Genomic DNA, 22,781 nt, shown 5'->3' with positions numbered 1-22,781 from the left:
TAGATCGAACCTTAGATGGTAACCAGGCCGCGCACACCTTCGGCTTCCATATTCTCGCCGCGACCCTGTTGCACGATTTCGCCCCGGGACATCACCAGGTATTGATCGGCCAGTTCGGCGGCGAAGTCGTAGAACTGCTCGACCAGTAGAATTGCCATGTCGCCCCGGGCGGCGAGTTTTTTGATCACTGCACCGATTTCCTTGATCACCGACGGCTGGATGCCTTCGGTGGGCTCATCGAGGATCAGCAGGCGAGGGCGACTGGCCAACGCACGGCCGATGGCCAGTTGTTGTTGCTGGCCGCCGGACAGGTCGCCCCCCCGGCGTTGCTTCATTTGCAGCAGCACCGGGAACAGCTCGTAGATGAACGCCGGCACTTCCCTGGCTTCGCTACCGGGGAAACGCGACAGCCCCATCAGCAGGTTTTCTTCCACGGTGAGGCGGCCAAAGATCTCCCTACCTTGCGGCACGTAGGCAATGCCGGCATGCACGCGCTGGTGCGGCTTGAACGTGGTGACCGGTTTGCCTTCCCACTTCACCGCACCCTCCTTGGCGGGCAGCAGGCCCATCAGGCATTTGAGCAGGGTGGTCTTGCCCACGCCGTTGCGCCCGAGCAGGCAGGTGACCTCGCCGACCTTCACGTCGAATGTCAGGCCGCGCAGGATGTGGCTACCGCCGTAGTACTGGTGCAGTTTGTCGACTTGCAGCATGTTCAAAATCTCCTCAAGTCCCCTGTGGGAGCGAGCCTGCTCGCGATGACGTCGGCACATTCAACTTTGTTGGTGGCTGACACACCGCTATCGCGAGCAGGCTCGCTCCCACAGGTCATGTATTTGCAGGTTTAGCGACCGAGATACACCTCGATCACCCGCTCGTTGTCCTGCACCTGTTCCAGCGATCCTTCGGCCAGCACGCTGCCCTGATGCAACACGGTGACGTGGTCGGCGATGGAGCCGACGAAACCCATGTCGTGTTCCACCACCATCAGCGAATGCTTGCCGGCCAGGCTCTTGAACAGCTCGGCGGTGAACTCGGTTTCGGCGTCGGTCATGCCCGCCACCGGTTCGTCGAGCAGCAGCAATTGCGGGTCCTGAATCAGCAGCATGCCGATCTCCAGGAACTGCTTCTGGCCGTGGGACAGCAGGCCGGCCGGGCGATTGACCGAGCTGGTCAGGCGAATGGTCTCCAGCACTTCGGCGATGCGATCTCTTTGTTCACCGTTCAAGCGCGCCCGCAGGCTGGCCCATACCGACTTGTCGGTTTTCTGGGCCAGTTCCAGGTTCTCGAACACGCTCAAGGCTTCGAACACCGTCGGCTTCTGGAACTTGCGGCCGATACCGGCCTGGGCTATCTGCACTTCGCTCATCTGCGTCAGGTCCAGGGTTTCGCCGAACCAGGCCTTGCCGTGACTGGGCCTGGTCTTGCCGGTGATCACGTCCATCAGCGTGGTCTTGCCCGCGCCGTTGGGACCGATGATGCAGCGCAACTCACCGACGCCGATGTACAGGTTCAGATTGTTCAGCGCGCGGAAGCCGTCGAAGCTGACGCTGATGTCTTCCAGGGTCAGGATGGTGCCGTGGCGTGTGTTCAGGCCTTTGCCGGCACGTTGGCCGAGACCGATGGCGTCACGGCTGCTGCCGGCGTCCTTGTTTGGTTCTACGGGGAAAAACGCCGGTTCGAGCATGAATTCAGCGGTTGCCGTGACTCTCATGATTCACCTCTTTTCTTCAGCAGACCGATCACGCCTTTGGGCAAATACAGGGTCACGACGATGAACAACGCGCCGAGGAAGAACAGCCAGTACTCGGGGAACGCCACGGTGAACCAGCTCTTCATGCCGTTGACCACACCGGCACCGAGCAATGGGCCGATCAAGGTGCCGCGACCGCCAAGGGCCACCCACACCGCCGCTTCAATCGAGTTGGTCGGCGACATCTCGCTCGGGTTGATGATGCCGACTTGCGGCACGTACAGCGCACCGGCCAGCCCACACAACACCGCGCTCAACACCCAGACGAACAGCTTGAACCCGCGCGGATCGTAGCCGCAGAACATCAGGCGGTTCTCCGCGTCACGCAGGGCGGTCAGCACCCGGCCGAACTTGCTCTGCGCCAGGCGCCAGCCGATGTACAGGCTCGCCACCAGCAACAGCACCGTGGCGAAAAACAGCACCGCGCGGGTGCCCGGTTCGGTGATGCCGAAGCCAAGAATGGTGCGGAAGTTGGTGAAGCCGTTGTTGCCGCCAAAACCGGTTTCATTGCGGAAAAACAGCAGCATGCCGGCGAAGGTCAGGGCCTGGGTCATGATCGAGAAGTACACGCCCTTGATCCGCGAACGGAAGGCGAAGAAGCCGAACACCAGCGCCAGCAGCCCCGGTGCCAGTATCACCAGGCACAGGGTCCAGAGGAAGCTGCTGGTGCCGGTCCAGAACCAGGGCATTTCGGTCCACGACAGGAACGTCATGAACGCCGGCAGGCCATCGCCCGAGGCCTGGCGCATCAGGTACATGCCCATCGCGTAACCGCCGAGGGCGAAGAACAGGCTATGGCCGAGGGACAGCAGACCGGCGTAGCCCCAGACCAGATCGAGCGCCAGGGCGACAATGGCGTAACAGAGAATTTTGCCCACCAGGGTCAGCGTGTAGGCGGAGACGTGCAGCGTGCTGTCCGCCGGCAACAGCGACAGCAGCGGCAATGCCAACAGCAGCGCGAGGATCACCGCACCGACGGCAATCGTGACTTTCGGGCCGGCCTTTTGTGTGGCCTTGAGCATCAGGGGCTGGTTCATCAGTCGATCACCCGTCCTTTGAGTGCGAAGAGACCTTGCGGACGTTTCTGGATGAACAGAATGATCAGCGCGAGGATGAGGATCTTGCCGAGCACGGCACCGATCTGCGGTTCGAGAATCTTGTTGGCTATCCCTAAGCCGAATGCGGCCAAAACACTGCCGGCCAACTGGCCGACACCACCAAGCACCACCACCAGGAACGAATCGATGATGTAGCTCTGGCCAAGGTCCGGGCCGACGTTACCGATCTGGCTCAGGGCCACGCCACCGAGGCCGGCGATGCCCGAGCCGAGGCCGAAGGCGAGCATGTCCACGCGCCCGGTGGGTACGCCGCAGCAGGCGGCCATGTTGCGGTTCTGGGTGACAGCGCGCACGTTCAGGCCCAGGCGTGTCTTGTTCAGCAACAGCCAGGTCAGCACCACCACGAACAGCGCAAAGGCAATGATGACGATGCGGTTGTACGGCAGCACCAGGTTCGGCATCACTTGAATCCCGCCCGACAGCCACGCCGGGTTAGCCACTTCGACGTTCTGCGCGCCGAACAGCAACCGAACCAGCTGAATCAACATGAGGCTGATGCCCCAGGTGGCGAGCAGGGTTTCCAGCGGGCGGCCATAGAGGTGGCGAATCACCGTACGCTCCAGCGCCATGCCGATGGCCGCGGTGACGAAAAACGCCACCGGCAATGCGATCAATGGATAGAACTCGATGGCCTGCGGGGCGAAGCGCTGGAACATCAGTTGCACCACATAGGTCGAGTAGGCGCCGAGCATCAGCATCTCGCCGTGGGCCATGTTGATCACGCCGAGCAGGCCGAAGGTGATCGCCAGACCGAGGGCGGCGAGCAGCAGTATCGATCCCAGTGACATGCCGCTGAATGCCTGGCCGAGTATCTCGCCGACCAGCAGTTTGCGTTTGACTTGAGCGAGGCTGGTTTCAGCGGCGGTACGCACATTCGCGTCGGTTTCAACACCCGGCTCCAGCAGGCTTTCGAGGCGGGTGCGGGCCAGCGGGTCGCCGGTTTCGCCGAGCAAACGCACCGCGGCGAGGCGCACGGCCGGGTCAGCGTCCACCAATTGCAGATTGGCCAGGGCGAGGCTGAGGGCGGCGTGAACGCTCTCGTCCTTTTCGCCCGCCAGTTGCTGGTCGAGGAATTTCAACTGTGCCGGCCTGGCGCTTTTCTGCAATTGCTGCGCGGCGGCCAGACGGGTTTTGGCGTCGGCAGCGAGCAATTGATGGCCGGCCAGGGCCGTGTCGATCAGACCCCGCAGGCGATTGTTCAGGCGCAGGGTTTTCGGTTGGCCGTCGACGGTCAGCTCGCCTTGTTGCAGGGCGTTGATCAGCTCGATGCGGGCCGGATCGGGTTGCGCGGCCCAGGCTTCCAGAAGTTTTGCCTGCTGCACGGGATTGGCGGCGACGAAGTCGTCGGCGTCACCGGCGTGGGCGGCCATCGGCAGCAACAGTGTGATGGCGAGAATGAAGCGGTAAAGGGCGGTGGGCATGTCTTTGGCCTTACGCGATCAATGTGGGAGCGAGCTTGCTCGCGATAGCGGACTGACATTCACCATCAATATCGACTGTCATGGCCCCATCGCGAGCAAGCTCGCTCCCACAGGGAGTTGTGTTGGGCCTGAACAATCGTCAGGCCCAGTGGCTTAGTTGCTCTTCACCGCATACTCCGGTTTCTTGTCGTTGCCCGGGATGAACGGGCTCCACGGCTGGGCGCGGATCGGTCCTTCGGTCTGCCATACCACGTTGAACTGACCGTCAGACTGGATCTCGCCGATCATCACTGGCTTGTGCAGGTGGTGATTGGTCTTGTCCATGGTCAGCGTATAGCCGGACGGTGCGCCAAAGGTCTGGCCGGCCAGGGCTTCGCGGACTTTGTCGACGTCGGTGGATTTGGCTTTTTCCGCGGCTTGCGCCCACATGTGGATGCCGACGTAGGTGGCTTCCATCGGATCATTGGTCACCGCTTTGTCGGCGCCCGGCAGGTTGTGTTTCTTCGCGTAGGCCTTCCAGTCATCGACGAACTTCTTGTTCACCGGGTTCTCGACCGATTCGAAGTAGTTCCACGCCGCCAGGTTACCCACCAGCGGTTTGGTGTCGATGCCACGCAGTTCTTCTTCGCCCACCGAGAACGCCACGACCGGAACGTCGGTGGCTTTCAGGCCCTGGTTGGCCAGCTCTTTATAGAACGGCACGTTGGAGTCGCCGTTGACGGTGGAGATAACGGCAGTCTTGCCGCCCGCCGAGAACTTCTTGATGTTGGCGACGATGGTCTGGTAGTCGCTGTGACCGAACGGGGTGTAGACCTCTTCGATGTCCTTGTCGGCCACGCCTTTGGAGTGCAGGAACGAACGCAGGATCTTGTTGGTGGTGCGCGGGTAGACATAGTCGGTGCCGAGCAGGAAGTAACGCTTGGCGCTGCCGCCCTCTTCGCTCATCAGGTATTCAACGGCAGGGATCGCCTGCTGGTTCGGCGCGGCGCCGGTGTAGAACACGTTCGGCGACATTTCTTCGCCTTCGTACTGCACCGGGTAGAACAGCAGGCCATTGAGCTCTTCGAACACCGGCAATACCGATTTGCGCGACACGGAAGTCCAGCAGCCAAACACCACGGCGACCTTATCCTGGGTCAGCAACTGACGACCCTTCTCGGCGAACAGTGGCCAGTTCGACGCAGGGTCGACGACCACCGGTTCCAGCATCTTGCCGTTCACGCCGCCCTTGGCGTTGATCTCGTCGATGGTCATCAGCGCCATGTCTTTCAACGACGTTTCGGAGATCGCCATGGTCCCGGACAACGAATGCAGAATACCGACCTTGATGGTCTCGGCGGCCTGGACGGTCCAGGTCATGCCCATTGCGGCAATGGATGCCGAGAGAGTGAAAGCCTTGATCAAACTGCGACGCTTCATTGTGCGATCTCCATGAACTTATGAGTTTTCTTGGTTGGCAGATGCGGACTACTGAAGGTGTGTTTTGCAAGGGCTGTGCCCAGTCGGCAAAAGGCAGGGAAATGTCGTTTTAGAGCGGTTGCACGGTTTGATGGCGCACCATGAAGGATCGCGTCTGGTGTGTTGGTGCGAAGAGCTGCGCCAGATTGGGGCGGGTAGCATCGATCAATTGTGGGAGCGAGCCTGCTCGCGATAGCGCTGGGTCAGACAACATCGGTATTAACTGAAATACCGCCATCGCGAGCAGGCTCGCTCCCACAGATTTCAACGATGGCGTATCAGCTTCGTCAACGACAAATGTCAGCTTTTAATGCAGGTTTCAAAACCATGTCCGCCACCTTCGTACTCCGGGCCGTAATAGTACTTGGTGAATGAAGTTTTCCCGTCAGGAGTTGAAGCAATTTTCGCAATCCCGACGCCGTAATCCTTGAGCGACGGATCCGTGTGAGCAAAGTAAATCGCCAGCGAATTCAAGTTGGCGGCAGCAAACCCGTCATATCGTGAATTGTCGAGCAACGTCAGGGTAAAACCGTAGGCTCCATGTTCGCCGGTACTTTGTTCGGCATTGAGCTTCATGTCGACAACACCTTCAAACGCACCGATATGGCTGTCCATGCCGGTACATTGGTATCGGCCGCTGTAGTCAACGCCAGTAAAGGGGGGCTGGGCTGCCCATGCGGGCGCTGAAACAAGTGCAATGGATGCGATGAACTTCTTGAACATGTTTACCTCTTTCCGCTCTTGTAGGGGTTGTGACGATTAAAGTGTAGGAATAATCGCCATTGAAGTTCGCGAGTATTTTTTATTATTCAACTCGCGGGAGCGAAGTATGAGCGTGGTAATGGATTTGTTAAGTGCTAACTCAATACGAGGTTTTTCCAGGCATACATGCAGTTTTGAAGTTTATTTTAATTAAACATGGCGTTAACGACGTCGCATCAAGCCTATGAAGAACAACCCGCCAATCGCCGCCGTGGCAACCCCGATAGGCAAGTCTTCGGGCGCGATCATCGTCCGGGCCGCGACGTCCACCCACACCAGGAAACCGCTGCCGAGCAACACACACACCGGTAGTAACCGGCGATGCTCGGCTCCGACCAGACGTCGCGCAATATGCGGCACCATCAGTCCGACAAAACCGATCGAGCCGCTGATCGACACCAGCACCCCGGTCATCAATGACGCAATCAAAAACACCCGCAGGCGCACGGTGCGCGCATTCAGGCCCAGGGTCACCGCGGTCTGTTCGCCGGCCATCAGCGCATTCAGCGGTCGCGCCATGCCCAGCAGCAAAATCAGCCCGAGCAGTACACTGGCTGTCGGCACCGCCAGCAGTTCCCAGCGTGCCAGCCCAAGTCCGCCGAGCATCCAGAACATCACCGCCGAACTGGCTCGATGATCGCCGAGAAACAGCAGCAAATTGGCAATCGCCATCATCACGAACGACACCGCCACACCACACAGCAGCAAGCGGTCACTGTCGAGTCGACCGTTGCGGTTGGCGATCATCAGCACCACCAGCATGCTCAGCAATGCACCGATGAATGCCGCGATCGGCAAGGTCAGCAGGCCAACGATTTCTCCCACATGCAGCACCACGATCACGGCACCCAACGTCGCGCCGGACGTGACGCCGAGCAAGTGCGGGTCGGCCAACGGGTTGCGCGTCACCGCTTGCAGCACCGCGCCGATCAGTGCCAGCCCGGCGCCCACCAACGCGCCGAGCAGCATGCGCGGAACGCGGATCAGCCAGACGATATGTTCCTGCCCAGGACTCCAGTCCGGTACACCGAAGCCGAACAGTTTGTGCAACAGGATGCGCCACACCACGTCCACCGGCACCCGCGCAGGGCCGAAACCCAGGGACACCACGCACGACACCAGCAACAGCGCACCGAGGGCGATCAGTAACAGGGCATAGCGACGGTTGATCATTCGCCGTGGAAACCCTTGGCCAGGGTTGCGACCGCCAGCACATTGTCGATCCCCGGCGTGGCCTGCACGTACGGGATGACGATGAAGCGCCGGTTCTTGATCGCGTCCACCGATTGCAGGGCTTTGTTGCCCAGCAGGAATTGAATCTTCTGTTCGGCGGTGATTTCGCTGTAGTCGACGATCACGATCACCTGCGGATTGCGCTCGACCACGTTCTCCCAGTTGACCCGGGTCCAGCTCGCGTCGACATCCTCCAGGATATTGCGCCCGCCAGCGGCATCGATCAGCGCTTGCGGCATGCCCAGGCGGCCTGAGGTCATGGCCCGGTCTTCACCGCTGTCGTACAGGAAGACCCGTGGTTTTGCCGCGGGCAGGTCTTTGCGAATGTCCGTCACTTGCGCCTGCATGTTGGCGATCAGGGCATTGGCGCGGTCCTGCACGTCGAAGATCCTGCCGAGGTTACGCAGGTCGTTGTAGGTGTCTTCGAGGCTGGCCGGCGGGCGCTTCATCACGAAGGCGCAGGATTCGGTCAGCTCATACACATTGATGCCCAGCGGTTGCAGGGTTTGCGGCGTGAGGTCGCCGCCCACGCGCATGCCGTAGTCCCATCCGGCGAAGAAGAAGTCGACGTTGGCATCGAGCAGGGTTTCCACCGACGGGTACTTGGCCGCCAGCTCCGGCAGACCATCGAGCAGCGACTGCATGTCGGGTGTCACGGCCTTCCATCCACTGACGCCGCTATAGCCAGCCATTCGTGGCTTGAGGCCGAGGGCGAGCATCATCTGGGTCATGTTGATGTCGTGGCTGAGGGCGTGCTGTGGTGCCTGCCTGAAGGTCACTTCGCGGTTGCAACTGTGGATCGTCAGCGGGTAACGGGTGGCTTCGGCAAACGCCTGGGCGCTGCCCGACAGCATCGCGAGGGAGAGGCTGCAGCGCAGCAGGGAACGCAAAGTCATGGTTGGGTTATCCAGGTGATTCGTGGGTAGCCGTGCAAGGGATGCTCATCGATCAGGGCTTCGACGCCGAACACATTGCGCAGCAGCGCAGCCGTCAGGACTTCTTTCGGCGTGCCGCTGGCGACGATGCGGCCGTGGTTGATCACGTACAGCCGATCACAAAAAGCCGCAGCCAGATTGAGGTCGTGGATGCTCGCCAGGGTGCCGATGTCCAGGCGCTTGACCAACTTCAAAAGCTCAAGCTGATAGCGCGGATCGAGGTGGTTGGTCGGCTCGTCGAGGATCAGCAACTGTGGCTGCTGGACCAGGGCGCGGGCCAGGATGACCCGCTGTTTTTCGCCACCGGAGAGGGTGGCGAACCCGTGGTCTTCGAACCCCTTGAGACCGACCGACACCAGGGCTTGATTGATGAGATTCGAGTCTTCAAGCGTGTCGCCATCGAACAAGCCTTTGTGCGGCGTGCGGCCCATGGCGACCACCTCAAAGACGGTCAGGCCGAAGGTATCCGGGAACTCCTGCAACACCACGGCGATGCGTTGCGCGCACCAGCGCGAGGATTGCTTCCAGACATTCTGATGATCAAGCCTGACCTCGCCGCTTTCCGGTTTGCTGAAGCGCCAGGCACAACGCAACAGGCTGGTCTTGCCACTGCCGTTGGGACCGATCAACCCGACGAACTCACCGGCGGCCACGTGCACAGAGGCATCACGCAGCTGGAATTGGTGATGGCACTGACCGTGACCCAGGGGCGTCCAGGAAATGTTTGCGAGGTTCAGCGAGGTCATGCAGTGGCTCTTGAGGTGATGCTGATGGCCTCTTCGCGAGCAAGCTCGCTCCCACAGAAATTGCGTGAATCCTGTGGGAGCGGGCTTGCTCGCGAAGAGGCCCGAAAGGACACCCTGAATGCGAGAGGGTGACGCGCGGGGGAGTTTACAGCCCATTGAGCCCCGCGCATCTCAGGTGTTTCATGATGAAGATGAGGCGCCCTCAGTCTGCCGGGTAAAACGCGACAGCAGCAGGCGATCCAGCACCCACACCACCACCAGCGAAGCACCCACCAACGGAAAGGCTACGGCCAGGGCAAACATGATCACCATCGCGGTTTTCCATTTCGGCAGATCGTGGCGCAGCGGCGGCACGCCGAGTTTTCCTTGCGGGCGACGCTTCCACCAGATCACTACGCCGCTGACGGCGCTGAGCAAAATCATCAGGCAGATCAGCAACACTACGATCTGGTTGAACATGCCAAACATCTTGCCTTCGTGCAGCATCACGCCGATTTCCGTGGCGCGGGCGACGCTGCCGTAGTGTTCGAAACGCACGTCGGCCAGAACCTTGCCGGTGTATTGGTCGATGTGCAACGTGGCGTCATTACGCGGGTCGTCGGCGAACACCGAGATGGTGAACACCCCGGTCGCGGATTTCGGCAAAGTGATGCTGTAGCCCGGTTCGACCTTACTCTGCGTGGCGATGTTTTGTACGTCTTGCAGGCTGATAGTCGGCGCTGCCGGGCCGGCGTGCGCACCGTCGTGGGCCATGTGTTCGGCATGGTCGCCGGACATCGGCATCGGCGTATTTTCCATGGCCCATGGCACGGTCTGGCGGGTCGCGGTGTTGAGGCTGCGCGCCTCGACATCGGACTTCGGTACGTCATCCCACATCGTCGCCGGAAAGACATTCCATACCGCCGCGTACTGCTGGCCCCAGAACCCGGTCCAGGTCATGCCGCTGAGCAGCATCACCAGCAACAGGGACGCGCCCCAGAATCCGGTGACCGCGTGCAGGTCACGCCACAATACGCGCCCGCGACTGTTCAGACGCGGCCACAAAATGCCTGCCGCCTGACCGCGCGGCCACCACAGGAAAATGCCGGACACCACCAGCACGACGCTCCAACCGGCGGCCAGTTCGATCAGCCGATCGCCAACGGTGCCGATCATCAACTCGCCGTGAATCGCGCGTGCTATGGCTTGCAGATTGTTCTTGGCGTCTTGCTCGCCGAGGATGTCGCCGTGGTACGGGTCGACAAATACATTCAGCTCGTTGCCGCCATTGAGCACGACAAACTGGGCGCTGCGTTCGGCGTTGGCCGGTGGCAGGTACTGCTTGATCGTCGCTTGGGGATACGCGTCTTTCACACGCTTGAGCAGGTCGTCGGCCGGGACGGTGTGATGACCGGCCGGGACGTTGAGCAGGCTGCTGTACATCAGCGAATCGAGCTGCGGTTTGAACAGATAAATGGTGCCGGTCAGGGCCAGCATCACCATGAATGGCGCAACGAACAATCCGGCATAGAAATGCCAGCGCCACGCCAGGTTGTAGAAATTCACTTTGGGCTGTTTCATCACGTGTGCTCCGCTTGGCTGGATCTTTTAGTTGTTTGTTTTGCGGTTGCTGCGCAACCGATCGCGGGCAAGCCCGCTCCCACAGAGGGAGCGGGGCCCTCAAGGGTTAGAAACTCATGTCCACCTTGGTCCAGAGCGTTCGCCCCGGTTCCTTGATGGCTTGCGGGTCATTGGCCGGGTAGCCGAAGCCGGCGTTGCCGGCCAGGTTCAAGTGCTCGGCGTAAGCCTTGCCGAACAGGTTGTCGACGCCGCTGCTGACCTTCCAGTTGCTGTTGATCCGATAGGCACCGTTAAGGGAGAACACGCCGAAGCCCGGCGTCTTGCCGAAATCCTTGCCGACCACGTTGCCCTTGTTCTGGTCGATGCGGTTTTGCGCGGCAACCACTCTCCACAGTGCGCCGGCGCTCCAGTTGTCTTCGCTGTAGGTCAGGCCGAAACGGGCATCCAGCGGCGGCATCTGCGGCAAGGCAGTGTCGTCGCTGCTGTTCTTGCCCCAGGCGTAGGCCAGGGTCGCGTCGGCTTTCCAGTTTTCGGTGAAGTTGTAAGCGGCGCCCAGCTCGCCACCCATGATTCGCGCGTCGATGTTTTCGGCTTGCGAGGTCATGCCCATCATCCCGGGCGTATAGCTGAACAGGATGTAATCGCGCACCTGGCCGACGTAGCCCGAGGCCCAGGCTTCGAGTGCTTCGGTCTTGTATTGCAGGCCGAAATCGAGCTGGGTGGTTTTTTCCGGTTTGATCGAATCGAAGGCATTCACCGAACCGGCGGGGCCGGATTTGGGTGAAAACAGCTCCCAGTAATCCGGGAACCGCTGGGTGTGACCGAGGCCGGCATACAAGGTGGTCGGGCTGTCAGCCAGGTCATGCTCGTAGCGGATGAAACCGCTCGGCAGGCTATCGGCGCGGGTGTCGTCGGCGGTCGGATTCGGGCGGGTCATCATGCCCGAGCCGATGGTCTGCCGATAATCCTTGGCCGAGGCGCGGTCCAGGCGTGCGCCGCTGATCAGGCGGTCGCGGTCGGCGGCGTACCAGGTCAGTTCGCCGAACACACCGTAGTTATGGAAGTCGGCATCCTTGGTGTACGGCAGGTCCTTGTAGGTGTCGACGCCCATGGCGCCGCGCTGGCGATGCTCGTTGGTCTGCGCGTCGATGCCGCTGATCAGTTGCACATCGGCCCAGCGCCAGGTGGCCTTGACCCGGGCGCCGAGGGTACGGCGGTCGACGTTGGAGGCCATCGGGCCGGCCATCTTGCCGGTGCCGGACGGCGTGCGCAGGGTGTAGTTGTCCATCACGTGGTCGGCGTAGTTGTAGTAGACCTGGGCTTCGAGCTTTTCCAGTACGTCGCTGATGTTGGATTTCTCAAAGCGCAAGCCGAGGCTTTCGCGCAGGAATTGCGAGCCGTCCATGCTGCGCCCGGCGTAGCGCGCCTCACCGTCACCCTTGCCAGCGGTCAGCTCCAGCAGGGTATCGGCATCCGGGGTCCAGCCGAGTGCGACGTCGCCGTTCCATTTGTCGTAGCGCGATGGGACGGTGTCGTTGTTGCCATCCTGGTAGTCGTCTGCATGTGCGGTGTTGCCGATCACCCGTACGTAGCCCAGTGAACCGCCGGCAGCGGCGTCCACCAATTTGTCGAAACGCCCGTTGGAGCCGGCCAGCACGCTGGCATTCACCCTCGTGCCGAGTTCGCCGAAGCTTTCCGGTTCGCGGTCGAACAGGATGGTGCCAGCCGAAGCGCCCGGCCCCCAGAGCACGGTTTGCGGGCCTTTGATCACCGTCAGCTTGTCGTAGGTTTCCGGGGAGATGTAGGAGGTCGGCGCATCCATCCGGCCCGGGCAGGCGCCGAGCATCATGCCGCCGTTGGTGAGAATGTTCAGCCGCGAACCGAACATGCCGCGCAGCACCGGGTCGCCATTGGTGCCGCCATTGCGAACCATGGCAAAGCCCGGGATGGTTTTCAGGTAATCGGCGCCATCGCTGGCCGGTACCGGTTGGCGCGGGTCCTTGGGGTTGGTGACGATGGTCAGTGGCGAACTGGGTGCAACGGCGGTAATCACCGTCGGGCTCAGTTCTTCACTGTGACCGGAATGTTCATCGGCGAGCGCAGAGGGCGCCAGCAAAGCACCGCACAGGATCGCGGTGGCGTGCCTGAAACGAATGCAAGACTCGTTCAGGGCAAAAGAGGCTTGGGCAGTGCTCAAGCACGGGACAGCAGAAAACCTGGACATGACAACTTCCATCGAACAGTCGTAAACGACACGGCCGACAGCCTGCGCAATCCCTGTGGGCACACCGCTTTCGCGAGCAAGCCCGCTCCCACAGGTTGCTATGGCTGTCTTGCGAACCGTGTGAAATCAGAAGTGAGTGTTTACGCGACGATGAAGGGCGGGGCGCGGGTGCGGGCGCCGGGGAAGAAGGTTTGCCGGGCATGGCCCAGGCGCGGAGAGGGTGTGGTGAAGGTGTTGACGGGCGGGATGACGAAGTTGGCGAAAGACACGCCACCGGTCAGCGCCGGGCAATTGAACAACAGGCTGCAATAGCCGCACTTTTCCCACAGCACATGCTGACCCGGGGCAGGCGGGCAATGCTCGGCGGAGGTTTGCGTGCCGTGGTCGGCATGCTCCATCGCCGCCATGCTCATGTCCATGCTCATACCCGCAGGCATGCTCATCGACATGGCGCGCGAATCCATCGGCATCGACTGAGAAATCAGCGGACCGATAAAGATCATCAGCATGGCGAACAGGCTGATCCAGCTGCCGCGTGTCAGGCTCGATGCCTGATTGCGTGGCCTGGATGACCTGGCGCTAAGCGGGCGCATGGGCGTTTTCAGCTCGGGCGATTACGGATTGTGCACGTGCGCTTGCATGCTGTCCGGCGCCTGTTTCTGTACCGCGACTTCGACCGTCACGTCACCGGACTTCTCGAAGTGCAGCGTCATGGGGAAGCGTTTGCCGTCTGTGAGCAGGCTGCGGTCCTTGAGGCCCAGCAACATCACGTGATAGGCCATTGGCGCAAAAGTGACCTGGCCACCAGCGGGCACTTCCACGCTCGGTACGTGCTGCATTTTCATCATGTCGCCTTGCATCACGTGCTCATGCAATTGCGCTTCGCCCGCGATGGGGGTGTCGACGCTGAGCAGGCGGTCGGCGGTCTGGCCTTCATTATTGATCACGAAATACGCCGCAACGTTGGGCGCATTGGGTGGCAACTCCTGGGACCACGGATGAGCGATTTCCAGTGCGCCGACCTTGTATTCGTGGGCATTGGCAAAGCAGGCAGGCAGCAGCAACGCGGCCAGAACGATGAGTTTGTTCAACATGGCAGTTCTCCGGAACGATTTAAACGCAGGTCAATTGCGAGAAAAATCACACCAGAGGGGAGGCGCGGGGGTTGAGGCTCGGCCATTGCTGGCGCGGTGACGGGCTTTCGAGAGAGGTGGCAGGCAGGCTTCGGTTGGACTCGAAGTGCGCGAAATACAGCTGTGGCGTATGCCCCGGCAACGCCACCAATGGCGCAGAGCCCGAGCAGCACCAGCAATGCTGCATGTTGGAGTGATCGTCGCTTTGCGGGGCTTTCTGTTCGAGGTCGCCGATGGAAATTGCTACCATCCTGGTGCCGCTGGAGCTGCAGAAACTACCCCACAACAGTTGTTCGGCGGGTGACTTCGCCGTCTGTGCCATCGCTCCGGACATCGGCATGGCGAGCAAATTGAACAGCACTGCGAAGCAGGCTATCCAGGCAATTGCGAGCCGTTGTCGGGACATGGGACAAAATCCGTTTGGGTGGGCGATCAGGCGCGGGCTATTTAGCCTGATCAGGGCCGATAAGTAAAAAAGCGGCGTGCGGTTTGGTGTCGCAGCGCGTTGCGTTCATTGATTTCATCATAGCCGCGAATTCCAGAATGCCAGCACCGCTTAAACATTGTTCAGAATCTCAAGAGAGTCAGTCGTTCCTTAAAGATTTGTACGTAAAGTCTGAGTGACTGGCAGGTTCCAGCCTTTGCGTTACCACTGATGACGCTTTCGCGGGCAAGCCCGCTCCCACAGGTTTCTTTGTCTAGCCCTGGATTTGTGCTCAGTGAGGTCAACTGTGGGAGCGGGCTTGCCCGCGATGGCGTCCTGACGTGTTCGCAAAACTCAGATCAATTGCTGCTCTGCCATTACCTGCAGTATCTCGGCCACCGCCGCAAACTCCCGTTCAACCCCAGGCAACACCGGCCGCTGCAAAACAATCACCGGCACCCCACGCTCACGCGCGACTTCCAGCTTCGGCTCGGTCGCCGTGCTGCCGCTATTCTTGCTGATCAACACGTCGATGTTTCGCCGCTCGAACAACGCACGTTCATCGTCGATCAGGAAGGGCCCACGTGCGCCGATCACTTCGCAGCGCGCGTTGCCCGGATAGACGTCCAGTGCGCGCAGGGTCCAGAATTGCTTCGCAGGAATTTCATCCAGGTGTTGCAGGGGCTCTCGACCGAGGGTGAACAGTGGTCGACGGAAGGGCTTCAGGGCTTCGATCAGTTCGGTCCAATCGGAAACTTCCCGCCAGTCATCACCCGCCCGGGCTTGCCAGGCCGGACGCCGTAGCGCCCAGCAGGGGATGCCGCTCAAGCGCGCTGCGGTCGCGGCGTTCTGGCTGATCCGGGCGGCGTAGGGGTGAGTGGCGTCGAGCAGCAGATCGATGCCTTCATCGCCAATGAATTGCGCCAGGCCTTCGGCGCCGCCGTAGCCACCCACGCGAACCTGACATTGCAGATCCGTCGGTACCCGACCGACACCGGCCAGGCTGTAGATATGTTGCGGTCCCAGCGTGCGGGCAATGGCCAGGGCTTCGGTCACGCCGCCGAGCAACAGAATGCGCTTCATTGAAAAGCTCCTGCATGGCCAACGATCCCGCCCTGGCGATCGATGGCAAAGACTTCCACTTGAACCTGCGCCGGCACCACGCTGCGGGCAAAGTCCAGGGCGTGCTGACAGACGGCATCACCCAGGGCGACTCCGGCTGCGGCGGCCATGGCCAGTGCCTGCTGGCTGGTGTTGGCCTCGCGGATACGCTGCTGCAACGCCGCATCGGCGCCGACCTGCGCCGCCCATAGCGCGAGTTGCGGCAGGTCAATGCTCGAATGACGGCTGTGCAAATCCATGTGCCCGGCCGCCAGTTTGCTGATCTTGCCGAAACCACCGCACAGGCTGAGTTTATCCACCGGTACTTTGCGCAGGTGCTTGAGCACGGCGCCAACGAAGTCGCCCATTTCGATCAGGGCGATTTCCGGCAGGTTGTAGACCCGGCGCATGGTGTCTTCGCTGGCGTTGCCGGTGCAGGCGGCGATGTGCAGGTAACCGTTGGTTTTCGCCACGTCGATGCCCTGGTGGATCGAGGCGATGTAGGCCGCACAGGAAAACGGCCGGACGATGCCGCTGGTGCCGAGGATCGACAGACCGCCAAGAATGCCCAGGCGCGGGTTCATGGTTTTCAGTGCCAGCGCCTCGCCGTTCTCGACATTGACCGTGACCTCGAAACCGCCGTTGTAGCCGAGTTCGTCGGCCAGTCGGGCCAGGTGTTCGCTGATCATTTTGCGTGGCACCGGGTTGATCGCGGGCTCGCCGACACCCAGCACCAACCCGGGCCGGGTCACTGTCCCGACACCGCGACCGGCCTTGAAACGAGTCCCCGGTTCGGCGCTCAGGCGCACCTGGGAGTAGAGCAGGGCGCCGTGGGTCACGTCCGGATCGTCGCCGGCGTCCTTGAGGGTTCCCGATTCGGCGCCGTCCTCGGTGAGGCGGCAGAACTCCAGGCGCATCTGCACCTGCTTGCCCTTGGGCAGCACGATTTCCACCGCATCGGCCGATGTGCCATCCAGCAGCAGACGCGCGGCGGCGAGGCTGGTGGCCGTGGCGCAACTGCCGGTGGTCAGGCCACTGCGCAGTGGTGCGGGTTGTTCGGCGGTTTCGTCACGCATCGAAGGGTTTCGTCACGTCCAGCAAGGTAATCGGAAGGGCCTGGCGCCAGGTGTCGAAATCGCCCAGCGGTTGTGCTTGCGCGATATGGATGCGGGTCAGCTCACCGCCGTGTTGCTCGCGCCAGGCCATCAGGGTCATTTCACTTTGCAGGGTGACCGCGTTGGCAATCAGCCGGCCACCGGGCTTGAGTTCGGCCCAGCAAGTATCGAGCACGCCTTCGCGGGTGACACCGCCGCCAATGAAAACCGCATCCGGTCGCTCCAGCCCGGCCAGGGCCTGCGGCGCACTGCCGCGAATCAATTGCAGGCCGGGAACGCCGAGGGCATCGCGGTTGTGTTCGATCAACGTTTGTCGGCCGTCATCCGCCTCGATGGCCAGGGCGCGGCAACTGGGGTGGGCGCGCATCCATTCGATGCCGATCGAGCCGCTGCCGGCGCCGACGTCCCACAACAGTTCGCCGGGGATCGGGGCCAGGCGTGCGAGGGTGATGGCGCGCACATCGCGTTTGGTCAGTTGGCCGTCATGCTGGAAGGCCGAGTCTGGCAGGCCGGCCAGTCGTGACAGGCGCGGTGTATCCGGCTCTGCGATGCAGTCAATGGCAATCAGGTTCAGGTCGGCGATCGGCGGATCGTTCCAGTCGCTGGCGATACCGTCGACACGCCGCTCGGCTTCACTGCCAAGGTGTTCCAGCACGCTGAGACGGCTGGGGCCGAAGCCACGTTCGCGCAACAGTGCCGCGATGGCGGCGGGGCTGCGGCCATCGTTGCTCAATACCAGCAAGCGCACGCCGCTGAATAATTGCGCGTTGAGTGCGGCGACAGGCCGGGCCACCACCGAGAGTGTGACCACATCCTGCAAGGGCCAACCCATTCGCGCAGCGGCCAGCGAGCAGGAAGACGGCGCAGGAAGCGTCAGCATCTCGGCCGCGGGGAGTTGCCGGGCGAGGCTGGCGCCGACGCCAAAGAACATGGGGTCGCCACTGGCCAGGACGCAAACGGGTTCGCCACGCAGTGACAGCAGCGACTCAAGGCAGAAGGGACTCGGCCACGGCTGGCGCTCGCCGCGTATGCACGGCGGGAGCAGATCCAGATGCCGCTGGCCGCCAAAGATCTTCGATGCGCGCAACAATGCATGCCGGGCGTTCTTGCCCAGGCCCTTGAATCCGTCTTCGCCGATGCCTACTACCGTCAGCCAGGGTGTCATGCCGTTCCTCAATCCCGCGTTCAACGTTGTTGGGCGGCATGATAGCGCGGGTTCCTTGAGCTGACTGCCTTCTCTTCCCGACCGGAGTCTTTTCATGCAGCGAAGTAAAGCAGGCATAATACCGCGCACTTTCGCCGTGAATCGCCTCGCCACCTGAACGGGTCCACCTTGAACGAACGTCCGCTGTCCGCTGCCTTACGCCCCTCGGCTTGCCCGGGGTTGCTGCGTATTGTGTCGGCGCTGGATGGCGGGATCTGCCGGATCAAGTTGAACGGTGGTTCGATCAGCAGCGCTCAAGCCGAGGCCGTGGCGACTGCAGCCGAGCGTTACGCCAGCGGGACGATCGAGGCGACCAATCGGGCCAACCTGCAGATCCGCGGGATTGGCCATGAGCAAACGGCGTTGATCGACAGCCTGCTGGCCGCCGATCTGGGGCCACGCACGGCGGCTGGCGACGATGTGCGCAACCTGATGCTCAGCCCCGGCGCCGGGATCGATCGGTGCATGCTGTTCGACACACGCCCGCTGGCCGGGCAGATCCTCGCCACATTGCAAAACCACGAAAGTTTCCACGATCTCAGTGCCAAGTTCGCCGTGCAACTCGATGGTGGTGAAGACCTGACGATGCTCGAACATCCCCATGACCTGTGGCTGTCGGCGTTTGAGCAAGACGGCGAGCGACGACTGGCGTTCGGTCTGGCGGGATGCCCGACGGACCAGCCCGCCGGTTCGGTAGCACTGGACGACGGGCACGCGCTGGTGGTCGCGGTCCTTGAGTTGTTCCTTGAACTGGCGCGCCCCGAGCAGACGCGGATGCGCCATTTGCTGGCCGACTACTCGGTCGAGGCCGTACGGCTTCGGCTGGCTGAGCGAGTTCCGATGCAAGCCGTTGTCGGTTGGCAGCGGCTTTCTGCTGGCAGTGATTTGCATATGGGCGCCCATCCCCAGGCCGAATCCGGTGTTGTCTATGTGGGGGCTGTCCCACCGCTGGGGCGGCTCGATCCGGCGATGCTGCGGGGTGTGGCACAACTGGCACGGGAGTCCGGTGATGGCTGTCTGCGCTTCACGCCCTGGCAAAGCCTGCTATTGCCCAATGTCCTCGCGGAAAACGCCGCTGAGGTCATTCGGCAATTGCAATGTCTGGGCTTGCACTGCGAAGCCGATCAGCCATTGTCCCGGTTGATCGCCTGCACCGGCTCAAACGGCTGCGGTAAAAGCCTGGCCGAGACCAAGGGCGATGCCCTGCAACTGGCTGCATTGCTGCAACGTCACGGACAAACGCCGAGTGTGCATTTGAGCGGGTGCGCGCGTTCCTGCGCCGCGGCACATACGGCGCCCGTCACATTGCTGGCCGTCGCCCCCGGTTACTACGATCTCTATTTTCGCGATGCAGAGCAGCCGGGTTTCGGCGCGCTGCACGCACGCAACCTTACTATTGAAGCGGTCGCGACCCTGCTCGACGCCCGCTCACGGAGCCCCATTGATGCTTGATTACATCCGCGACGGTCAGGAGATCTATCGCAACTCCTTCGCGATCATTCGCGCCGAGGCCAACCTCGACAGGATTCCGGCCGATCTGGAGAAACTTGCGGTTCGGGTGATTCACGCCTGCGGCATGGTCGAGGCCATCGACGGTTTGCAGTTTTCCGAAGGCGCAGGCAAGGCCGGGCGTGATGCGCTGGCGGCCGGCGCGCCGATCCTGTGTGATGCGCGAATGGTCTCCGAGGGCGTGACCCGCGCGCGGTTGCCTGCGAACAATCAGGTGATCTGCACTCTGCGCGATGAAAGCGTTCCGGACCTCGCCCGTGAGTTGGGCAACACCCGTTCCGCTGCCGCACTGGAGCTGTGGCGCCCGCATCTGGAAGGCAGCGTGGTGGTGATCGGCAACGCGCCGACTGCGCTGTTTTACCTGCTGGAAATGCTGGATGCCGGCGCACCGAAACCGGCACTGATCCTCGGCTTCCCGGTAGGCTTCGTTGGTGCCGCAGAATCCAAGGCAGCGTTGGCGGCGGATAGCCGTGGCGTGCCTTTCGTCATCATGCAGGGTCGGCTGGGCGGTAGCGCCATGGCCGCCGCCGCCGTCAATGCACTCGCCACGGAGATCGAATGATGCAGCAACCTGGACGTTTGATCGGCCTCGGCGTCGGTCCCGGTGATCCGGAACTGATTACCGTCAAGGCCCTGCGTTTGCTGCGCGAATCCCCGGTGGTGGCGTACTTCGTGGCCAAGGGCAAGAAGGGCAATGCCTTCGGCATCATCGAAGCGCACCTGCAGGCTGCCCAGAATTTGTTGCCGCTGGTGTACCCGGTGACCACTGAAGCCTTGCCGGCGCCGTTGTCCTACGAGCAAGTGATCAGCGACTTTTACGATGACGCTGCCGAAGAACTGGCCACGCATCTCGATGCGGGTCGTGATGTGGCGGTGATCTGTGAAGGTGATCCGTTTTTCTACGGCTCCTACATGTACCTGCATGACCGGCTCGCCGAACGCTATCAGGCCGAAGTCGTGCCCGGTGTGTGCTCGATGCTCGGCGGTGCCTCGGTGCTCGGTGCACCGCTGGTGTATCGCAATCAGAGTCTGTCGGTGTTGTCCGGTGTGCTGCCGCACGACGAACTCAAGCGTCGCCTGGCCGATGCCGATGCAGCGGTGATCATGAAACTGGGGCGCAACTTTCCCAAGGTTCGCCAGGTGCTGGAAGAACTCGGTCTGGCCGAGCGTGCGTTGTACGTCGAGCGGGCGACCATGGCCAATCAGAAGATCGTGCCGCTGGATCAGGTCGAGCCGATGTCCTCGCCGTACTTCTCGTTGATCATCGTTCCCGGTGAAAGGTGGCAAGGCTGATGACCCGTCCAGTTCCGGCGATTGTCATTCTTGGCAATGGCAGCCTCGCTACCGCACGCAGCATTCAGCAAGTGTACCCCGAAGCCCTGATCCATGGCCTGGCCGAACGGGTCGAAGGCGCGGATCGGGTTTATCACGAGTTCGGTGCGACCCTGCGCGAGCTTTATCAACGGGGCACTCCGATCATTGCCCTGTGCGCGGCCGGGATCGTGATCCGCACGCTGGCACCCTTGTTGCTGGAAAAGGGCGCCGAGCCACCGGTTTTGGTGGTGGCCGAAGACGGCAGTGCCGTGGTTCCACTGCTGGGCGGTCTCGGCGGGGTGAATGTAATGGCGCGGGAGATTGCCGCCGCGCTTGAAGTCGCGGCGGCGATCACCACCAGCGGCGAGTTGCGTTTTGGCACTTGCCTGCTCAACCCGCCCAGCGGTTATGCCCTTGGCGATCTGGAACTGGGCAAGCGTTTCGTTTCCGATTTGCTCGCCGGTGAAACGGTGCGCATTGAGGGTGAGGCCCCGTGGCTGGCGCAGGCGCAGTTGCCCGAAGATGCACAGGCCCGATTGGCGGTGCATGTCAGTCATGCCGAGCGGACACCTGCGGCCAACGAATTGTTGATCTACCCGCGCAATGTGGTGGTCGCTGTGGACGCTGGTCTGGTGAACGTCGCGGGAGCGGTGCGCGAGGCGTTGCATCAGGCAAGAATCGCCCTGCAGTCGCTGGCCTGCCTGTTGGCTCCCGACACCGAAATTGCCTGCCCGGGGTTGCGCGAAGCGGCGCTTGAATTGGGCGTGCCGCTGCGTTTTGCCAGCGCTGAGAAGGTGCTTGGCGAACGTCTGGGTACTGCCATAGGCCAGCCCGTTTCCATGCTGGGTAGCGACACCGTTGCCATTGCAGTGGCAGAGCAGCCGCTGGACCCGTTGCAGATCGGCCGCCCGCGTGGACGGCTGGCGGTGATCGGCCTCGGGCCGGGCGCCGCCGAATTGATGGTGCCGGCCGTGAAGGCGGAACTGGCCCGCGCAACCGACGTGCTGGGTTACGAAACCTACGTGCGCATGGCCGGGCCGTTTCGCGCCGATCAGGTGCTGCATTGCACCGACAACCGCGAAGAGATGCAACGCGCCCGCCACGCCTTCGAACTGGCAGCCCAGGGGCGTTCGGTGGTGGTGGTTTCTTCGGGGGATCCGGGGGTTTTTGCCATGGCTGCGGCGGTGCTGGAAGCGCTGCATGAATCCACCGACGTCCATTGGCATAACGTTGATCTCGAGATTCTGCCGGGGGTTTCCGCCTCGCTGGCGACGGCCGCCCAGGCCGGCGCACCGCTGGGGCATGATTTCTGCGTGCTGTCGCTGTCGGATAACCTCAAGCCTTGGGCAATCATCGAAAAACGCCTGGACCTGGCCGCTCAAGCCGATCTGGCCCTGGCGTTCTACAACCCGATTTCCCGTTCGCGGCCATGGCAACTGGGCCAGGCGCTTGAAATCGTCGCCCGGCACCGTATGCCGCAAACACCTGTCGTGTTGGGGCGGGACATTGGCCGGCCGGGTCAGAAACTGCGCGTCACGACCCTCGGCCAATTGACCCCAGACCAGGTCGATATGCGCACGATGGTATTGATCGGCTCATCCCTGACCTGTGTTTTTCCGCGGGTCGGCGGCGGTGATTGGGTTTACACGCCGCGCTGGTACCCAAGCAAGCCAGCCACCTGAGTGAAAGCGGCTTTGTTCAAAGGTCGCTGATGTTCAAGGCAATAACTGACGATAGGGCCTGCGATTGACGAAAGTTGTCGCGGGCCTTTTTA

General features: G+C 61.9%; 21 protein-coding genes. 4 read left to right on the top strand and 17 right to left on the bottom strand.

Going from position 1 to position 22,781, the window contains the following annotated elements; all coding sequences use genetic code 11:
• Positions 1-11 precede the first annotated feature (11 nt).
• The 17 genes from urtE to cbiE all read right to left on the bottom strand — a co-directional run bounded on the left by urtE (position 12) and on the right by cbiE (position 18,145).
• Complete coding sequence (urtE, locus tag AB4Z35_RS02720) at positions 12-710, bottom strand: urea ABC transporter ATP-binding subunit UrtE (RefSeq protein ID WP_442095944.1); 699 nt, start codon at positions 708-710, stop codon at positions 12-14.
• A 131-nt stretch (positions 711-841) separates the two neighbouring features.
• Complete coding sequence (urtD, locus tag AB4Z35_RS02715) at positions 842-1,711, bottom strand: urea ABC transporter ATP-binding protein UrtD (protein WP_442095943.1); 870 nt, start codon at positions 1,709-1,711, stop codon at positions 842-844.
• The gene (urtC, locus tag AB4Z35_RS02710) at positions 1,708-2,787 is read right to left on the bottom strand and encodes an urea ABC transporter permease subunit UrtC (RefSeq protein WP_442095942.1); all 1,080 of its coding nucleotides are present in this window, start codon (positions 2,785-2,787) and stop codon (positions 1,708-1,710) included. Before urtC ends, urtD begins: the two co-directional genes overlap by 4 nt.
• Positions 2,787-4,289 carry an urea ABC transporter permease subunit UrtB gene (gene urtB, locus AB4Z35_RS02705; RefSeq protein ID WP_442095941.1) on the bottom strand — a complete coding sequence of 501 codons (1,503 nt, stop codon included), beginning with the start codon at positions 4,287-4,289 and terminating at the stop codon, positions 2,787-2,789. The genes urtC and urtB overlap by 1 nt, the downstream gene beginning before the upstream one ends.
• Before the next feature lie 153 nt (positions 4,290-4,442).
• Positions 4,443-5,708, bottom strand: a complete 1,266-nt coding sequence (urtA, locus tag AB4Z35_RS02700; RefSeq protein WP_442095940.1) for an urea ABC transporter substrate-binding protein — start codon at positions 5,706-5,708, stop codon at positions 4,443-4,445.
• 339 nt (positions 5,709-6,047) lie between these two features.
• Positions 6,048-6,470: a hypothetical protein gene (locus AB4Z35_RS02695; protein ID WP_442095939.1), complete on the bottom strand. Its 423-nt coding sequence runs from the start codon at positions 6,468-6,470 to the stop codon at positions 6,048-6,050.
• 201 nt (positions 6,471-6,671) lie between these two features.
• Positions 6,672-7,682: a FecCD family ABC transporter permease gene (locus tag AB4Z35_RS02690; protein WP_442095938.1), complete on the bottom strand. Its 1,011-nt coding sequence runs from the start codon at positions 7,680-7,682 to the stop codon at positions 6,672-6,674.
• Positions 7,679-8,638, bottom strand: a complete 960-nt coding sequence (locus AB4Z35_RS02685; RefSeq protein ID WP_442095937.1) for an ABC transporter substrate-binding protein — start codon at positions 8,636-8,638, stop codon at positions 7,679-7,681. The genes AB4Z35_RS02690 and AB4Z35_RS02685 overlap by 4 nt, the downstream gene beginning before the upstream one ends.
• Positions 8,635-9,423, bottom strand: a complete 789-nt coding sequence (locus tag AB4Z35_RS02680) for an ABC transporter ATP-binding protein (protein ID WP_442095936.1) — start codon at positions 9,421-9,423, stop codon at positions 8,635-8,637. The genes AB4Z35_RS02685 and AB4Z35_RS02680 overlap by 4 nt, the downstream gene beginning before the upstream one ends.
• A 180-nt stretch (positions 9,424-9,603) precedes the next feature.
• Positions 9,604-10,983, bottom strand: coding sequence for a PepSY-associated TM helix domain-containing protein (locus AB4Z35_RS02675; protein WP_442095935.1), 1,380 nt, complete (start codon positions 10,981-10,983; stop codon positions 9,604-9,606).
• Positions 10,984-11,089: 106 nt separating this feature from the next.
• Positions 11,090-13,207 (bottom strand): TonB-dependent copper receptor, encoded by a 2,118-nt coding sequence (locus AB4Z35_RS02670; RefSeq protein WP_442095934.1) that lies wholly within the window; start codon positions 13,205-13,207, stop codon positions 11,090-11,092.
• Positions 13,208-13,347: 140 nt separating this feature from the next.
• The gene (locus tag AB4Z35_RS02665) at positions 13,348-13,800 is read right to left on the bottom strand and encodes a DUF2946 domain-containing protein (RefSeq protein WP_442095933.1); all 453 of its coding nucleotides are present in this window, start codon (positions 13,798-13,800) and stop codon (positions 13,348-13,350) included.
• Positions 13,801-13,821: 21 nt separating this feature from the next.
• The gene (locus tag AB4Z35_RS02660; protein ID WP_442095932.1) at positions 13,822-14,301 is read right to left on the bottom strand and encodes a copper chaperone PCu(A)C; all 480 of its coding nucleotides are present in this window, start codon (positions 14,299-14,301) and stop codon (positions 13,822-13,824) included.
• A 46-nt stretch (positions 14,302-14,347) separates the two neighbouring features.
• Positions 14,348-14,746, bottom strand: a complete 399-nt coding sequence (locus AB4Z35_RS02655; RefSeq protein WP_442095931.1) for a DUF2946 domain-containing protein — start codon at positions 14,744-14,746, stop codon at positions 14,348-14,350.
• Positions 14,747-15,118: 372 nt separating this feature from the next.
• On the bottom strand, positions 15,119-15,847 hold the full coding sequence (locus tag AB4Z35_RS02650; RefSeq protein WP_442095930.1) for a cobalt-precorrin-6A reductase: 729 nt from the start codon (positions 15,845-15,847) through the stop codon (positions 15,119-15,121).
• Positions 15,844-16,941, bottom strand: coding sequence for a cobalt-precorrin-5B (C(1))-methyltransferase (locus tag AB4Z35_RS02645; RefSeq protein ID WP_442095929.1), 1,098 nt, complete (start codon positions 16,939-16,941; stop codon positions 15,844-15,846). Before AB4Z35_RS02645 ends, AB4Z35_RS02650 begins: the two co-directional genes overlap by 4 nt.
• The gene (gene cbiE / locus AB4Z35_RS02640) at positions 16,934-18,145 is read right to left on the bottom strand and encodes a precorrin-6y C5,15-methyltransferase (decarboxylating) subunit CbiE (RefSeq protein WP_442095928.1); all 1,212 of its coding nucleotides are present in this window, start codon (positions 18,143-18,145) and stop codon (positions 16,934-16,936) included. Before cbiE ends, AB4Z35_RS02645 begins: the two co-directional genes overlap by 8 nt.
• A 168-nt stretch (positions 18,146-18,313) precedes the next feature.
• On the opposite strand from cbiE, the gene cobG reads away from it, so the two are divergent.
• The 4 genes from cobG to cobJ are packed head-to-tail and all read left to right on the top strand — an operon-like array spanning position 18,314 to position 22,689.
• Positions 18,314-19,636, top strand: coding sequence for a precorrin-3B synthase (gene cobG / locus AB4Z35_RS02635; RefSeq protein ID WP_442095927.1), 1,323 nt, complete (start codon positions 18,314-18,316; stop codon positions 19,634-19,636).
• Positions 19,629-20,255: a precorrin-8X methylmutase gene (locus tag AB4Z35_RS02630; protein WP_007994246.1), complete on the top strand. Its 627-nt coding sequence runs from the start codon at positions 19,629-19,631 to the stop codon at positions 20,253-20,255. The genes cobG and AB4Z35_RS02630 overlap by 8 nt, the downstream gene beginning before the upstream one ends.
• Positions 20,255-20,986 carry a precorrin-2 C(20)-methyltransferase gene (locus tag AB4Z35_RS02625; protein ID WP_033051980.1) on the top strand — a complete coding sequence of 244 codons (732 nt, stop codon included), beginning with the start codon at positions 20,255-20,257 and terminating at the stop codon, positions 20,984-20,986. The genes AB4Z35_RS02630 and AB4Z35_RS02625 overlap by 1 nt, the downstream gene beginning before the upstream one ends.
• Complete coding sequence (cobJ, locus tag AB4Z35_RS02620; protein WP_442095926.1) at positions 20,986-22,689, top strand: precorrin-3B C(17)-methyltransferase; 1,704 nt, start codon at positions 20,986-20,988, stop codon at positions 22,687-22,689. Before AB4Z35_RS02625 ends, cobJ begins: the two co-directional genes overlap by 1 nt.
• Positions 22,690-22,781 lie beyond the last annotated feature (92 nt).

The organism is Pseudomonas sp. KB_15 (assembly GCF_052114525.1).
Classification (GTDB): Bacteria; Pseudomonadota; Gammaproteobacteria; order Pseudomonadales; family Pseudomonadaceae; genus Aquipseudomonas.
This window is presented reverse-complemented; position numbering and strand designations above follow the sequence as displayed.